General features: G+C 43.3%; 16 protein-coding genes and 2 pseudogenes. 12 read left to right on the plus strand and 6 right to left on the minus strand.

What is annotated here, in order from left to right; genetic code table 11:
• Nucleotides 1-6: 6 nt before the first annotated feature.
• The 3 genes from QFZ77_RS17515 to QFZ77_RS17525 are packed head-to-tail and all read right to left on the minus strand — an operon-like array spanning nt 7 to nt 3624.
• Nucleotides 7-1128: a Ger(x)C family spore germination protein gene (locus QFZ77_RS17515; RefSeq protein ID WP_307441413.1), complete on the minus strand. Its 1122-nt coding sequence runs from the start codon at nt 1126-1128 to the stop codon at nt 7-9.
• Nucleotides 1121-2209 (minus strand): GerAB/ArcD/ProY family transporter, encoded by a 1089-nt coding sequence (locus QFZ77_RS17520; RefSeq protein ID WP_307441415.1) that lies wholly within the window; start codon nt 2207-2209, stop codon nt 1121-1123. Before QFZ77_RS17520 ends, QFZ77_RS17515 begins: the two co-directional genes overlap by 8 nt.
• A gap of 11 nt (nt 2210-2220) precedes the next feature.
• A complete protein-coding gene (locus QFZ77_RS17525) occupies nt 2221-3624 on the minus strand; it encodes a spore germination protein (protein WP_307441416.1) in 1404 nt (467 codons plus the stop codon).
• Between the two features lie 225 nt (nt 3625-3849).
• On the opposite strand from QFZ77_RS17525, the gene QFZ77_RS17530 reads away from it, so the two are divergent.
• From QFZ77_RS17530 to rpoN, 12 genes and pseudogenes are all read left to right on the plus strand, one after another.
• On the plus strand, nt 3850-4488 hold the full coding sequence (locus tag QFZ77_RS17530) for a DMT family transporter (RefSeq protein ID WP_307441417.1): 639 nt from the start codon (nt 3850-3852) through the stop codon (nt 4486-4488).
• Nucleotides 4489-4552: 64 nt separating this feature from the next.
• Nucleotides 4553-4663: pseudogene (locus QFZ77_RS17535) on the plus strand (DMT family transporter); the annotation flags it as partial.
• Nucleotides 4664-4900: 237 nt separating this feature from the next.
• Nucleotides 4901-5383 (plus strand): YhcN/YlaJ family sporulation lipoprotein, encoded by a 483-nt coding sequence (locus tag QFZ77_RS17540; RefSeq protein ID WP_307441419.1) that lies wholly within the window; start codon nt 4901-4903, stop codon nt 5381-5383.
• A gap of 26 nt (nt 5384-5409) precedes the next feature.
• Nucleotides 5410-5655, plus strand: a complete 246-nt coding sequence (locus QFZ77_RS17545; RefSeq protein ID WP_307441420.1) for a hypothetical protein — start codon at nt 5410-5412, stop codon at nt 5653-5655.
• Entirely contained in the window at nt 5645-6175 is a 531-nt protein-coding gene (locus QFZ77_RS17550) for a YitT family protein (protein WP_307441421.1), read from the plus strand. The genes QFZ77_RS17545 and QFZ77_RS17550 overlap by 11 nt, the downstream gene beginning before the upstream one ends.
• Nucleotides 6176-6484: 309 nt before the next feature.
• Entirely contained in the window at nt 6485-7129 is a 645-nt protein-coding gene (locus QFZ77_RS17555; RefSeq protein ID WP_307441423.1) for a chromate transporter, read from the plus strand.
• A 15-nt stretch (nt 7130-7144) separates the two neighbouring features.
• Nucleotides 7145-7621, plus strand: coding sequence for a chromate transporter (locus QFZ77_RS17560; protein ID WP_307441425.1), 477 nt, complete (start codon nt 7145-7147; stop codon nt 7619-7621).
• A gap of 289 nt (nt 7622-7910) precedes the next feature.
• A complete protein-coding gene (gene pckA / locus QFZ77_RS17565; protein ID WP_307441426.1) occupies nt 7911-9479 on the plus strand; it encodes a phosphoenolpyruvate carboxykinase (ATP) in 1569 nt (522 codons plus the stop codon).
• 80 nt (nt 9480-9559) lie between these two features.
• Nucleotides 9560-10171, plus strand: coding sequence for a helix-turn-helix transcriptional regulator (locus tag QFZ77_RS17570; RefSeq protein ID WP_307441427.1), 612 nt, complete (start codon nt 9560-9562; stop codon nt 10169-10171).
• Nucleotides 10172-10186: 15 nt separating this feature from the next.
• Nucleotides 10187-10987: a pyruvate, water dikinase regulatory protein gene (locus QFZ77_RS17575; protein ID WP_307441429.1), complete on the plus strand. Its 801-nt coding sequence runs from the start codon at nt 10187-10189 to the stop codon at nt 10985-10987.
• 41 nt (nt 10988-11028) lie between these two features.
• Nucleotides 11029-11994: a class II fructose-bisphosphatase gene (glpX, locus tag QFZ77_RS17580; RefSeq protein ID WP_307441431.1), complete on the plus strand. Its 966-nt coding sequence runs from the start codon at nt 11029-11031 to the stop codon at nt 11992-11994.
• 402 nt (nt 11995-12396) lie between these two features.
• Entirely contained in the window at nt 12397-13707 is a 1311-nt protein-coding gene (rpoN, locus tag QFZ77_RS17585) for an RNA polymerase factor sigma-54 (RefSeq protein ID WP_307441433.1), read from the plus strand.
• A 59-nt stretch (nt 13708-13766) separates the two neighbouring features.
• Here the strand turns inward: rpoN and QFZ77_RS17590 are convergent, their stop codons facing one another.
• From QFZ77_RS17590 to QFZ77_RS17600, 3 genes and pseudogenes are all read right to left on the minus strand, one after another.
• Complete coding sequence (locus QFZ77_RS17590; RefSeq protein WP_307434634.1) at nt 13767-14603, minus strand: IS3 family transposase; 837 nt, start codon at nt 14601-14603, stop codon at nt 13767-13769.
• Nucleotides 14600-14929 carry a helix-turn-helix domain-containing protein gene (locus tag QFZ77_RS17595; RefSeq protein ID WP_307434631.1) on the minus strand — a complete coding sequence of 110 codons (330 nt, stop codon included), beginning with the start codon at nt 14927-14929 and terminating at the stop codon, nt 14600-14602. Before QFZ77_RS17595 ends, QFZ77_RS17590 begins: the two co-directional genes overlap by 4 nt.
• Before the next feature lie 529 nt (nt 14930-15458).
• A pseudogene (locus QFZ77_RS17600) lies at nt 15459-15704 on the minus strand (pyridoxal 5'-phosphate synthase lyase subunit PdxS); the annotation flags it as partial.
• Nucleotides 15705-15796: the final 92 nt, after the last annotated feature.

The following is a 15796-nucleotide window of genomic DNA, read 5'->3' on the forward strand; positions in this document are numbered from 1 at the left end:
AAAAAGCTATCGAATCATACCGTAATCACGAATTGTGGTATCAACTTCTACTCGGATATCGGCACGGGGGTAAATGGATTTCCAATTCAAATTGTTCCATTTCTCATAACTCATACTGTTACGGACGTAAGTGCCAATACCCAAGTTATCCCCGCCGCTGCGCTGCACATGGCTAACTATCGTTTGTAATTGTTCGCGAATGGCTTCAGACAAATCCTGATCCAAATTTTTTTGCTCTTCCGCTTTTTTGAATGTCGATTTTCCTGTATATTCCAAAATAATGCCGCTTAAGCGAATACGGATAACGACTTGGGGAACGGTCCTTGCACGTTCCTGTTTGTTTACAATCACTTCTCTTTTGCTCGCGATTGAACTAATCATCGCACTTTCTTTCTGTCCCGATGAACGATCCATGAAAGTAATATCGAACTCACCCATTTTTAGGCTTTTATTAAGAATAGAAAACATGACGGTTTGTTCTGCACTGATTTTGCCCATGTAACGATCTTTCTTGAAAAGGGCAATCCCGTCGATTTCAACATTATCACCGTTCACGACAAGCATAGGAGCGATTGGATCAGTACCATCGTCATAATAGTCACGTACGAAACTGTAGAGAGATACGTCAGGAACCTCATGGATTTTGGCCTCTTGGGTTAATAACTGATCAATATGATTTCCGACGGATCGTATTTGAGCATATTTATGGGTCAACATGTCTACAGCACTGCCGTTAACTACGACAATTTTCAGCTTTTCTCCAACGGTATAATCGCGGCGATAGGAATCAAGTTCCTTCCAAATCCCCTGTTTAGCCAAGTCTTTCCCGAACACCATACTTCTCAACTGCCCTGAAACAAGGACTTTGTCAATTTTACGGGACAATTTGCTCCGCCCATCTTTAGGGGATTCAGCTATGGTTTGTAAAATGTCTGCTTGCTGTTTGTCCAGAGTTCCAGCTGACGGGATGGAGATAGCAATAGACACTTCCGTTTCAGAAGGTTTTCCATTCTCTTCATACACGGTGTCCATAGCAACGGCATCAGACATGCCTAATTTCTCAATGCGATTTTGTTCGACACAACCGGTGAGACACAATAGTACGACAACCATAACCCAGCTACGCATAATTCCGCCCTCGATATTTGTTAATTAACAGGACTACCAATAGAAAGATCGGCAGCAAGAAAGCAACCCCAGCTTCAGATAATCCAAACAAACCTAACCAATGTTCTGTCTTTTCAAGCGCTGAAGGTATGACAAACAAGGCGGCTAATGGGAAAATTGCAAAAATAACATAAGGGATCCACTGCTTGTTTGAAGCAGGCAGGAGCCATTTTATCGTTTCAATAGCTGCCCAAGCGTATAGGGTATTCGTAATGAGAACTCGAAACAAAGTGATATTAAACAACAGATCATCGATTCGTTTCACAAAGGGGAGTTCCACATACGAGAACATATTGAGTATAGGATACTTCATATGCTGAAGTTGATGCAGGCTGAAAAAGCCAAAGGAAACAAATGCAGTTAACGTATAAGTGAATGTGGTGATTAGATTTGCAATTTGAAAAGCACGGATTAAGTGTGTTTTTTCATTGGTATAAGGAAATAACAAAAGACAAAGTTCATAACCCAGAAAAGCTATGTAAACCTCAATCCATCCTTTGAATGAGTGAGTGGCATCCTTAAACCAGAAGGTAGTCATTCGCGATAGATCAAAATCTTCATAGGCATAAGACAATAGCAAAATATTCCAAATAGTGACATAAAAAGCAAGAACCGCGGTACTGGAGATACTCATAATGCCCTTAGTTAAAAGTAAGAAAACAAGAATTTCGAACAAAATATACAAATAGGCGGGGTGGAGCGAGGGGAATGATAACGATTTTAGAATTAAAATATATTCTTTACCAACCAAGCTGCCTAGAATTGCCCATAATCCAGCTAGAACCCCGAAAAAAGGAACTAAAATGAATTTCGGTAAAGCAGATTGTGAAATTTCGAAAATAGTTTTCCCTCTACTTAACCGATAAACAAATGAAATTAGCAGTATATTGAAAGCGGCAACGGAAGAACAGATAAGTAAAGCTACCCACCCATTTGTACCAATATTCTCAGATAGTAGCCGAGGAAGGCTGAATAGGACAACGCCAGTTTGAGCGAAGTTTGCCAAAATGGTGGTCTGATAAAATGGAAGCTTAGCACGCATGAGTGTCTCCTTCATTCGTTCGGATTATTGGTGGGAGGCTTTTTGAGTTTGGTCAAAATTTGTATGGGTGCTCGGATAATAAGTTCTATCCAACGACTTGGTTTCGACGGTGCAATTGGGTATAAATAAGATATGCCTAACATGTTAAGCCCAGAAAGTTGAATCATAATAAAGCTGAGTCCACACACCAGGCCGAAATTTCCGAGGAGGCCAGCCATCAAAATGATCACAAATCGCAGCAAGCGGATGGAAGAGCTCATAATATAGCTTGGTATGACGAATGAGGCGATTGCCGAAATAGCTACCGAGATAATGAGGATATTGCTTGTAATGCCAGCCTGAACGGCTGCTTGTCCGATGACGATCCCGCCAACGGTACCGATGGTCGGACCGATTTTGGTAGGTAAACGTGCGCCTGCTTCACGAAGCAGCTCGATGGTCATTTCCATGACAATGGCCTCTAAAAGAGGCGAGAATGGCACTTTATTGCGAGACTCCATTAAGTTTAACAGCAGGGTTGGTGGAATCATTTCATAATGATAAGTAACTAAAGATACATAAAATGCAGTGAAGCAAAGTGTGATGAATAAGGCAATGAAGCGTAGAATACGAACCGCAGAGGCAACAGCCCATGGTTGATAATAATCGTCTGGCGATGAGAAAAATTCAATAAACGAGGTTGGTGCGCTGAAAGCTATCGGACTCCCGTCTAGCAGCCCGATCACTTTACCGCTCGTTAGCTTGTCTGCTATATGATCAGGTCGGGCGCTTGTAAGGAATTGTGGGAAGATCGATAGTTTGTCAGGACTTAAGTATTGCACGAGTGTATTTGTATCATAGATCGCTTGGATATTAAGTTTGTCAATCATTTCGCTTAACTGCTGCACATGTGTGGGTTCTGCAAGTTCCTCCAAGTAAAGAAGAACCATCGTCGTTCCTGTTCTAGTACCGATTGTGAAGGTGATCGCTTTTAATCCAGAATCCTTGATGCGCCTCCGTATCAAAGACAAATTTGTACTTAGCGATTCAGTAAATGAGTCCATGGGACCATTAATGACGCTTTCTGTCTCTGAATTTTGAATGGATCGAGATTCAGGCGCGTAAGCTTCGTGTAAGTAGCCTCTATTTTTAAAGTAAATAGCGATATTTCCAGCCAAAATGCCAGTAACGAGTTCGCTTGCTTGCGGCTTATGTTTATAGGATGATTGGCTCAGGATAGCGACCATATCGGCATCTTTGTCACTGAAAGGCTCTACGGCATCTTTTCTTAAAGCCTCTGAGCTGACAAGGTGACTGAAATAAATGATATCGATTTGCTGTATCGGGAGATGCAGATGAGATAAATCCGAGCAATCGCAGAGCAATTGCAATGTTTGCTCTAGCAGACTATTTTCACTCTTCAAGTCTCCGTTCATGCTTATCGATCTCCTTCCTCGCTGTGATTCAGGATTGCCCAATATTTCCATCCTTTATTATGTTTCTTTTTCGAATTCGCTATTCGACTTCACGGAAACGATCCCAATCAAGAGTCTTATTTTCCATACATCACCTTGTAGGTTGAATCATATGTTATCATGATAAATGAATATGTGATTAAGTGAATGAACCAAGAGTTATTCAAAAAAGGAGCTCGAATCTATATGATCAAACATTCCCCCTACATTCTGCTAGTTCTCGCCACATGTATATGGGGAGGAAATTTTGTTGCTGGCAAGGCGCTTGTTCTTCACATTCCGCCGATTACGCTGGCTGCATTACGTTGGAGCATTGCTTTTATTTGTCTTCTTCCTTTCTTCGGTAGGCAGGCTTGGCAGCTAAGAACTGAATTTCTCCGCAGCTGGAAAATGATCCTTTTTCTGTCCGCAACCGGTGTGGCAGGATTCAATACGTTAACCTATGTGGCAGTCCAATATACGGGTTCGATTAATGCATCGTTAATGAATTCGGCCACACCCATCATGGTTGTACTTTTAACCTGGTTAGTTATGAAAGAGCGCTTCGCTTGGTCGGCTTTACCTGGAATTTTGGTGTCCATGGCTGGTGTGAGCTGGATTATTAGTCGGGGGAGTGTGTCCGCGCTGTTGAGTCTTTCCTTTAACAAAGGCGACCTGTTCATGCTAGTGGCCGTTCTGTGCTGGGCTCTATATTCGGTGGGTATGAAAAAGATGTCAGGGCGATTCCCATCCAGTCCTTTTTTACTGATTCAAATGACTGTGGCCTTAGTGCTGCTGCTTCCGCTTTCGGCAGTGGAATGGGCGCTAAAATCGCCGCACGTTTGATTGGAGTCCGCCTCTTGTAACAGGTCTTATTTATATTGGTTTGTTTGCTTCGATTGTTGCTTTCTTGAGCTGGAATCGAGCCATTGAGCTTGCTGGGCCTCAGCGTTGTGCGGGTTTTCTGAATTTGATTCCGATGTTCAGTGCCATTTTTGCAACTGCTTTTACCGGGGAAGCGTTAAGGATGTATCATCTTTTAGGGGCTATATGGATCGTGGTTGGGGTATATATCACGAATTATGCAATTAAGAAGCAGCAAATGAAAGGCGCAAGAATAGAGATAGCCAAAACCTAGCGGAGCTTCCGCTAGGTTTTTTACATGAATCGATTTTCTTCAAATGATTGAAATGAATATGATTATGATTGGTAAAGCATACTAAACACAATCACATATATACAAAAGGGGCGTAATAAGATGCTTGTAACCAAAGGTTCCCAAAAATTTTTAGTTTTAACTGTAGCGACCATGTCTATATTTATGTCAGGATGTACAGCTAACCCAAATAACGTTAAACAGCAAGGTACACCAATCAAACAGCAACAGGTTCAACAAACAAGTAATGAAGATAATCGCATCCAAATAGCGAATGAAGCGGCAGCTAAAATTGCAAAGCAAGACAGCGTAAAACAAGCAAATGTGCTGGTAACCAAAAGAAATGCCTATGTTGCAGCTGTGCTAAAAAACGACCAACCATTAACACGGGATATAGAAGACCAAATTGCAAATCAAGTCAGATCAACGGATCCGAATATCCAGAATGTTTACGTCTCAACAAATCCAGATTTGGCGAACCGCTTCAATACTTATGTACTTGATGTTCAACAAGGAAGACCTGTTGCAGGTTTTGTTGAACAGTTTAGTGAGATGGTATCTAGAGTTTTTCCTAACGCCAAATAATTTCTTATTAGGGATGGAAATATTTTATGAGCAGGCAGCCGGCATTTTTACTGGCTGCCTGCTCGTTTTCGGGCAGGGCTCGTCCAGTATGTTCTGAATTGTCCAAGGAACGGGCGCTAGCCGTGTTTGGCATTGCAAAAGATAAGATTCTTTTATTTCTGTTACCAGCATATGAATCAGACAAGCCTTTTACAGGAGCTGGTTTGTTTGCCTTCGTTACAAAAACACGTTGTAATCATTTTGGGAAGTTTACTGATCTCAATGGGTATTAATTTTTTTCTGATGCCTTTTAAGGTACTAGATGGCGGGCTCATTGGAATTGCCCTTATTATCAATTATTTGTTTGGACTCAAAGTGGGACTTATTATGTTTTTGTGCAGCATTCCTATTTTTATATTGGTATGGTTCCATTACAGTGACATGTTTTACAACAGCATTTATGGGTTGTTTTTTTCTTCATTCGTTATCGATTTTTTAGTGCCATACCGTGATCTTTTCTTATATTATGTGGATTTAACAGCATTCAGCAGTTCCTTGATCGGCGGATTTATTGTGGGTACTGGAATAGGAATTATGCTGCGTTATGAAACCAGTACCGGAGGGACGGATTTGCTGGCTCAATATTTTTCAAAGTGGGTTCCTATAAATGTGGGAATAATTATTTTTATAATCGATGGTATGATTATCTGCCTTGGAGGACTACTGCTTTCGGCTGAAACATTTCTGCTCTCCATCCTTACAATTACCGCAGGCGGGATAGCTACTAGTCTTTGTACGATGAAATTGAAATAGCACTGGAGTGCCAAAAAACTGCGTCCCCTACAACCGTAGAGAACGCAGTTTTTTGTTTTTATCTATTTTCTTCAAATGTGCATGATTGCGGTGGAGGAGATTAATAGTGCCGATAGCGTCTGAAGCCTATCTTTCAACCAAAATATATTAAACTTAGCGTAATAATCGGGATAATCGGGATGATCGGGATTGAATTGGACGTACATCCTACATTATAAGAGATAATGAGAGAAAAGATTAAATCTTTTGATTGGACAATAAGTGATCTTTAGTTCAAAATAGAATTAAGTGCAGGGGAGGTCAGCCAACATGCCGATGAATAACTTTCGTCATTTACTACGTATTTTTTGGACGTTTCTTCGTATCAGTCCACTTACATTCGGTGGTGGTTATGCCATGCTACCTGCTATCCAAAGAGAAGTTGTCGTTACGAACAAGTGGATGACCGACGATGAGATGTCGGAACTGCTTGCTATTTCAGGTGCCGCTCCAGGCGGTGTAGGCGTTAATGTATCAGCTTTAGTAGGGTATCATTTGGCAGGAATAAGAGGAGCAGTAGCAGCCGTCATCGGCATTACGCTTCCTACTTTTTTTATTGTGATACTCCTGAGTATCATTTACTCATTTCTTCAAGGTTATCCCAAAATGCAAGCCATTATGGAAGGTATCCATGCCGCTATTGTAGGATTGATCGCTGCCGCTGCTTACAAAATGGCGAAATCCTCAATTATAGATAAAATGACGCTAATAGCCACAGTTTGCACCGTTCTTCTGCTGCTCTTCCTACCGATTTCACCTATTTTAATGATTATATTCGGTCTATTGGTCGGGATTGCCGTTGTTTTCCTGAAACAACGCTGGGGAATGAAGAACCCGATCAAGAAGCAAGAGGACTCTATGTCAGGGGACAAAAGCAATCGTACTGCCGACTTTTACTTCGCAGACGGGATTTGAGGAATGAGGTGGATTATGCTCTTAAGTTTGTTTATTACTTTTTTTAAAATTGGCATTATCTCCTTCGGTGGCGGTTACGCCATGATACCTGTTATCCAGCGCGAGGTGGAGAGGCATCAATGGCTCACTTCAGATGATTTTAATAACGTTATATCCTTAGCTGGTACTGGACCCGGGCCTATAGCAACGAATAGTGCCACTTTAATCGGTTTTCATACAGCCGGTGTACCTGGTGCTATTGCAGCTACGCTAGGAATGGTGCTGCCTTCACTCATCCTTATTATTGTATTAGCCGCTTTCTTGTATAAATGGCACGCGAATAAATGGTTTAAATCTTCTTTCTATGGTTTGAAACCGAGTCGTAACAGGCTTTATCATTTTTGCAGCGATACACTTCGGGTGGTCGGGGTTAGGTTCAGTGAAGTACCAAATATCATGGGACCAAATTGCGACGGTGCTTATTGCGGTAGGTGCCTTTCTGGCAATTATTAAATATAAGCTGCATCCTTTTATGGTCATCGTATTTGCGGGTGTTATGGGCATTGTTTTTTTTCAGTAATTTATTAAGCATCTTCTTACAGGACTCTCTTTTCATTCCTTCAGATGGAGTGAAAGGGGGTTTTTTCGTATTATTGTGTATTATTTGTGTCGAATAGTGATAAAAAAATATTTTATGTGCTATAAACAATATTATATTCACTTATTTCGTTATATAATGTACACTATATAATAAATAGAACACACTATATAAATAAGCCTTATTGAAGAGAGGAATGGGAGAATGAGCATAGAACTAAAGGTTGAACAGCTAAGAGCAGGTGCCACCCACAATAATTTGTCAGTGTCAGAGCTAATGAGAATGAGCATCGAGCGCAAAGAAGGATCTTTCGCATCTTCCGGAGCGCTTCAAGTGAACACTGGTAAGTATACAGGGCGTTCTCCCAAGGACAAATACATTGTAAATGAGGCTTCAGTAACTGATCATATCGATTGGGGAGCTGTGAATCAGCCGATGTCGGAGCAGCAATTCGAGCGGCTGTATCAAAAAGCGCAAGACTACATGGCGACGAAAGAATTATTCATCTTTGATGGTTTTGCAGGAGCAGATTTGGCATACAGGCTGCCGATTCGAGTTGTCAATGAGTATGCTTGGCACAATTTGTTCGCCCGACAACTGTTTATTCGTCCGAGTAAGATTGAACTGATGGCACATAAGCCTGAGTTCACAGTCATTGCTCTGCCGGGGTTAAAAGCCGATCCACTCACTGACGGTACCAGGTCAGAAACTTTCATCTGTCTCTCCATGGAGAAAAAGATCGTACTGATTGGTGGTACGGAGTACGCGGGTGAAATGAAGAAATCCATTTTCAGCGTTATGAATTATATCTTGCCTGGTCAAGATGTTCTACCTATGCATTGCTCGGCCAATGTTAGTGAAGAAGGAAATGTAGCCTTGTTCTTCGGGTTATCTGGCACGGGGAAAACGACACTTTCGGCTGACCCGAATCGCCGTCTCATTGGCGATGATGAACACGGCTGGTCAGAGACGGGTGTGTTTAATTTCGAGGGAGGCTGCTACGCAAAATGCGCTGGCCTTACCGAGGAGAAGGAACCGCAGATTTGGCAGGCCATCCGATTCGGCACTGTTTTGGAGAATGTGGTGATTGATCCAACGAGTGGCGTTGCCGATTACGGCAATACGCAGATCACGGAGAATACACGTGCAGCCTATCCGTTGGAGTATATCCCAGGAGTTAAGATTCCTGGAACCGCTGGTCATCCTGATGTCATCATGTTCTTGACGGCAGATGCTTCCGGAGTTCTGCCTCCCATATCCAAGCTGACGAAAGAACAAGCGATGTACCACTTCTTGTCTGGCTACACGTCAAAGCTCGCAGGTACGGAACGCGGAGTTACGGAACCGGAAGCCACATTCTCTACTTGTTTCGGGGCGCCTTTCCTGCCGCTTCGTCCTAACGTTTATGCACAAATGCTGGGGCGTAAGATTGAAGAACATAAAGCCAATGTGTACCTCATTAATACAGGTTGGGTTGGCGGTTCTTACGGCGAAGGCAAACGGATGAACTTAGTCTATACAAGAGCGATGGTTACAGCTGCTCTAAATGGCAGCTTGGAGAAGACGACTTTCACAGAAGTACCTTTCTTCGGTCTGTTATGTCCTGATGCGGTACCAGGGGTCCCGAGCGAGCTCTTGCTGCCAAGGAACACTTGGCAAGATCAAAGTCAATATGACGCCAAGGCGAAGGAATTAGCGCAGCGTTTTATCCACAACTTCCAAAAATTCGCGGATGTCGATGAACGAATCATCACTGCTGGACCTAAGATTTGAAACGAGGTCTAGATGAGTTAGAATAGATAGGACATGTATTATGAAGGGAGGGAAACCTCATCGAGCTTACATCCCGACAGATGGAAATTATTGATCTCGTCAAAAAGCATGCACCCATTACAGGGGAGCGAATTGCTGAATTGCTTGGAATTAGCCGTCCGACCATTCGTTCCGATCTTGCTGTTTTGGTTATGCTTCGCCATATTGATGCTAAGCCAAAGGTTGGATATTTCCTAGGAACAGCTGCTCTTGAAGTAGATTCACCATTCAAGCATATAGAAGCTGTAAGAGTAAAGGATGTTATGGGAATCCCTATTGTTCTAAGGGAAACCGTCACCGTAAGCGATGCTGTAGTAACTCTTTTTCTCGAAAATGTAGGAAGCTTGATAATTGTGAATTTGCAGGGGGCTTTAGCAGGTATTGTTACACGGAAGGACTTGCTAAAGGTGACGCTTGGGCAGGCGACGGCAAATACGATGCCCGTTTCACTAGTCATGACAAGGCATCCGAATGTTGTGACGGTAAACCCGGAAGACAGTGTATTAGAAGCAGCGCGGAAAATGATTCATCATCAAGTGGATGGGCTGCCTGTGGTTAAGAGTGAGGCTGATCAAGAGCCAGGTGAAGTGGTTGGCCGAATTACGAAAACAACAATGACCAAATTGCTGCTTGATGTAGCGCTGGGGACTTAATCAGGGGGAGTGTAAGTGGGAGAGAAGATTTATACGATTTTCGTTTGTTCGGATTCAGTGGGGGAAACGGCGAATACTGTCGTACAAGCAACGATCCGCCAATTTAATGCAAGCCAAGTGCAAGTCAGGCGTTTCGGATCTATCCGAACGGAAGATGAAGTACGTGCTTTAGTAGAAGAGGCAGCGAAAGTGGATGGGTTCATTGCTTATACGCTAGTACTACCTGAACTTAGAGAGATGATGCGGCAGGAAGCCATACGTTTAAGTGTAAATGCCATTGATATCATGGGACCCATGATGCAGGCTTTCATAGATACCTTTAAGGGTTCTCCGAAGCGGAAAGTCGGTCTGCTTTATCAGCTGGATGAACAATATTACCAGCGAGTGGAAGCGGTCGAGTTCACTGTAAACAGTGACGATGGCAAGGACCCAAGCGCTATGAAGCAAGCGCAGATTGTTTTAATTGGACCTTCCCGAACCTCCAAAACGCCACTCAGCATTTATTTGGCGCACAAAGGCTATAAGGTGGCGAATTACCCGCTTGTTCCTGAGGTAAAGCCGCCTGCAATTATATATGAGCTAGACCCGAGTAGATTGATTGGTTTGACGATGAGTCCTGAACATCTGGTACGTATTCGTACGGAACGTCTGAAAGCGGTTGGACTACCTTTTGGCGCTAAATATGCGACAGGGGAGCGAGTCGAAGAAGAGCTGGCATTCGCAATGAAATTATATCGTGAGCTTGGTTGTAAGATCATCGATGTAAGTGAGAAAGCCATTGAAGAAACGGCTGGTCTGATTTTGGCAGACAGATAGCCAGGAAGCCGACATTTCCTAATAGAAAGGATGAATGATGTATGCAAAGAGATTTGTCTCTGGAAATTGTACGAGTAACAGAGTCTGCAGCTTTGGCGTCCGCACGTTGGACGGGAAAAGGGAATAAACACAGCGCTGACGAGGCAGCAACTTCTGCTATGCGTTCTATTTTTAGCTCCATTCCTTTCCGTGGAACGGTTGTCATTGGTGAAGGTGAGATGGATGAAGCCCCGATGCTGTTCATCGGTGAGTCTGTAGGAAATGGGTTGGGTCCCGAATATGATGTGGCTGTTGATCCGCTCGAAGGTACCGATATTGTAGCTAGCGGCAGGAGCAATGCCCTTTCCGTGGTAGCCATAGCTGAGAAAGGGAACCTGCTGCATGCACCGGATATGTATATGGAGAAGCTGGCAGTAGGACCGCGGTTGGTTGGCAAATTGAATTTGGATGACCCCCTCGAATTAACGATTAGAAAGGCCGCTGTTCTGTTACAAAAAGAGATAACAGAGCTGACCGTTTCCATCTTGGATCGCAAAAGGCATGCAGAGAAAATCCTTGTTTTAAGGACGCTAGGTGTCAAAATTCATTTACTGAATGATGGCGATGTTGCGGGTGCTATGGCTGCGGCTTTCCCTGAAACGGGCATTGATCTACACGTGGGTTCCGGAGGCGCACCGGAAGGGGTACTCGCCGCGGCTGCACTACGTTGTATGGGAGGCGAATTTCAAGGACGGCTTCTCCCAGAAAATGAAGAAGAGATACAGCGGTGCAAGGAGATGGGGATTGTTGATCCCTCCAAAGTGCTTGGAATGAGCGAGTTAGTAGGCGAATCCGACATTTATTTCGCTGCAACCGGTGTAACCTCAGGAGACTTTCTGAGCGGAGTTAAATTTCTATTTGGCGGTCATGCAGAAACACATTCGGTCGTTATGAGGGCGCAAACTCAGACGGTCCGTTTCATCCAATGCGTGCACCAGATGCATGAGTACCACCTCGGGAGCGCCTGAGCAGACATACTGAGGACCACAATCAACGCATGCAAAGAAATCTCTCTTTCGTATAAGGAGAGATTTCTTTGTGTTTAACAATGGATCAACATTTATGTGATATTGTATTCTATTGGCACGATTATTGCTAGATAAAAGATAAGAAATCTATATTTGTGTTTATAACATGGTAGTATGAGGAAGGAGAGTCTATGGATATGCATGCTAAAAGTAACTTTGGTGGAAAAAGCGGCATCATTCGTCTGGAGATGTTAGGTAGGCGAACTGTAGGACGTTTCCATAAGCCAAATGGGTTTAAATAGAGCTATAATTGATTTATAATATTCGTAAGCGTTTTCAAACAAAGTGACTTATGCTCACCACGAAAAGTGTTGCCAAGGCAGAACTCAAGGAGGGACCGGTATGAGAACAGGCCAAAGTCTAACACAAGTACAGAACCAGAAGCTAACGATGACTCCTGAACTGCAACAGTCCATTCATATATTGCAATTATCAAGCTATGAGTTGTCGCAATACCTCCAAGAGCAAGCCTTGGAAAACCCCATACTGGACATCGAATCTTTCACAAGTTCTTATTTGAAATCGGATAAATCTTCACAAATGGCGGGGTCAATAACAGATCTGCTATGGAAGGCGAAGGCGAGGGAGGAAACCTTGGAACAGTGGCTTCTTAGCCAACTGCGGATAGCAGGAGTTTCCGATACCTTATATCAGACAGCAGCCTATCTGGCAGGAAATTTAGATGATAAAGGTTATTTACCCCTTTCCATTACGGAAGTAAGCTCGTTTTTGAATAAGCCTAGCGAGGCTGTCGAAGAAGCGCTAGCTTGTCTACAGTCGCTGGATCCGCCGGGTGTAGGAGCGAGAGATTTACAGGAATGCTTATTGCTGCAGATTTCTAGGGATCACGCCGCACCGTATGGCACTTTTGAAGTGGTCAACCAATGTATGCCGCAGCTTGCTCAGATGAAGCTGGATAAGATTGCGCTGCAGTTAGGTGTAACACTCATACAAGTGAAGGAGATTGTCACGTATATTCGCAGTTTAAATCCACGACCTGGTATGGCCTTCGGCTGGATCGAAGAATCTTATATTACTCCCGATGCTACCATTTATAAAGAACAAGGGAACATCGTGATCCAAATGAATGCGGGTGCAGTTCCCAAGACCTCAGTCAATAAGGACTATTATAGCCATATCCAGCATGCAGGTTGTAAAGAAGCAGTTTCCTTTCTGAAAGAAAAATGGAAAACAGCGGATTGGATTGTGCGCAGCTTGGAACAGCGGAAGATGACTCTGTACCGGGTCATTCGGGCTATTTTTGAAGAACAGCTGGCGTTTTTAGAGATTGGCGAACGTGGCATGAAGCCCTTAACCTTAAAAATGATATCCGAGAAGCTTGACCTCCATGAATCTACGATAAGTAGGACGGTACAAAACAAGTACATTCGTACCCCCTACGGAGTGCTTGAGCTAAAATATTTCTTTTCCTCGGGGCTGCAATCGGATGTAGGTGAACTAACGTCTATCAAAACAATCAAGATAAGAATCAAGGAACTCATATCACAGGAACATAAGAAACAGCCTTATTCCGATCAAAAGGTTGTAGAAATCTTATCGGAAGAGGGCATTCGAATTTCACGCAGAACGGTGACCAAATATCGAGAAGAGCTGCATATTTTATCTTCTGCACTGCGTAAGAATATTTTGTAAGCAAAAACCCGCCAGAGGTAATTGGTCAAGACCCCGTTTAGTGGACATTGGAAAAAGCCCTATGCAACAAGCTGGCGCCGGTATTCAACCGGTGTCAGCTTGTTTAGTTTTCGTTGAGCACGATCTTCATTGTAAAATTGGATAAATTCCTCGATTCGCCTTTGTGCCTCATCAATAGATCGTATATCATAGGGATAGAGTGCTTCGACTTTAAGATGAGAGAAGAAGCTTTCTATCGAGGCGTTGTCATAACAATTTCCTCGGCGTGACATGCTGATTTGGGCTCCAACCTGTGGCAGCATGTCGTGATAAGCATGAGACGTGTACTGGCTTCCTTGATCACTGTGAATGATCAATCCAGTCACGTCTTTATGTTTTTTGAATGCCTTCTTAAAGGTCTCTAGAACAAGTGGATTGTCGTTGTTCCTACTTATATGGTAGGCAATGATTTCGTTATTCCAGAGATCCTTAACGGCTGACAGATAGATTCTTTCATCCAATACCCGATACTGGGTTACGTCGGTTACCCATTTTAGATTGGGGGCGTCTGCATTGAAATTCCGTTGTAACAGATTCTCTGCGATTCGGCCATCCTCTACGGCTGCTTGCTGACTTGTACGGTGAACATATTTGCGGCGGATAACAGCCTGAATGCCCAGCTCCTGCATTAAACGCAATACCTTCTTGTGATTAACCACAAGGCCATGCTGGCGGTACAACTCATCCTGTACGCGTCGGTAGCCGACAGTCTTGTTACGCCGTTCGAATATGGCTGTAATTTGCAGTTTCAGATCTTCGTCAGGATCATGGTTGCTTCTTTTCAGATAGCTATAGTATCCACTACGACTGATGCCAAGGTATTGGCATAATCCTTTTATGCTTTGTCTGTTCTTCATTTGGTCGACAACGATGTGCTTACAGTATGCACCTCCTGATTCAAGATTTGTAACCACTTTTTTAGCACGTCTACCTCCAATTGTAGCCTACGGAGTTCGCGCTCTTGTTCGGTCTCCGTTCGTTTTGGATCTCCCCGACCATCCTTAAATGCGGTGTCTCCAACTTCCCGATACTTCCTCACCCATACCTTAATTCGATCTTTATCCTGAACTCCCAAATGAATAGCAATGGACCTCTGACTCCAGCCCTCCACCGTGTGAAGACGAATTGCCTCCATCTTAAGTGATTCAGGATAATGCTTAAACTTTTGCCCTTTCAAAGCCATAAAAAAACACCCCCTAGAATTTCATCGGTTTAACCCTAGGGTTTTTCCAATGTCTATTCTAAAGGGTGCACTTCAAATTTCTCTTGGCGGGTTTTTCTTGTCTTTAAATTATGCAAAAGGTAGTCATTATTCAAAAATGCATATTTGTTGGTCAGTCCCAAGAGAATCAAACGGGTGAATAAGCGCTCATATGGAAGTTAATCTTCATCCGCCTTCGATGTTACGCATTGGCACTGTTCTTGCTGATATATAAAGATATAAAGAAAAACTACATTTAATGAGGTGCCGATGATGCTAAGTATTGACGTAAAAAGAGAAGCTGCTCACACATGCGCGGCCGTTCTTTACGTTATATGCGATATCAAAACCCAATCATGGCACCCCCCATACAAAAAATAAAACCGCTCCCCAAGCAGCAAATGCTGAAAAGGAAAGCGGCGTGTTCTTCACGGACCGTCATAACTATGAATTTATACAGTTACTGTAGCGTAGAAATATGAAAGGAGTCATCCAATTACCAACAACACTATTACCAACCGCGCTGAGTCATAAGTTCACTTTGTTGTAAGGTAGAAAGCTCAATTCCTTTCATGGCGGTGCCTAAATTTTTGGATACGGAGGCTATCAATGCATAGTCTGTGTAATGGGTAGTCGTTGTGACAATGGCGCGAGCAAATTTCTCTGGACTTTCGGATTTAAAAATGCCGAAACCGACGAAGACGCCTTCCGATCCCAGATGCATCATTAATGCAGCATCCGCAGGTGTTGCTACACCGCACATCTTCGACTCGTTACTAGTATCTTATCGGATTGGCTGTTATAACGTGAGCTTAGATTTACTACTCAGTGGCATCAATATTGCTAGGT

Origin of the sequence: Paenibacillus sp. V4I3, assembly GCF_030817215.1 — a bacterium.
GTDB lineage: Bacteria > Bacillota > Bacilli > Paenibacillales > NBRC-103111 > Paenibacillus_E.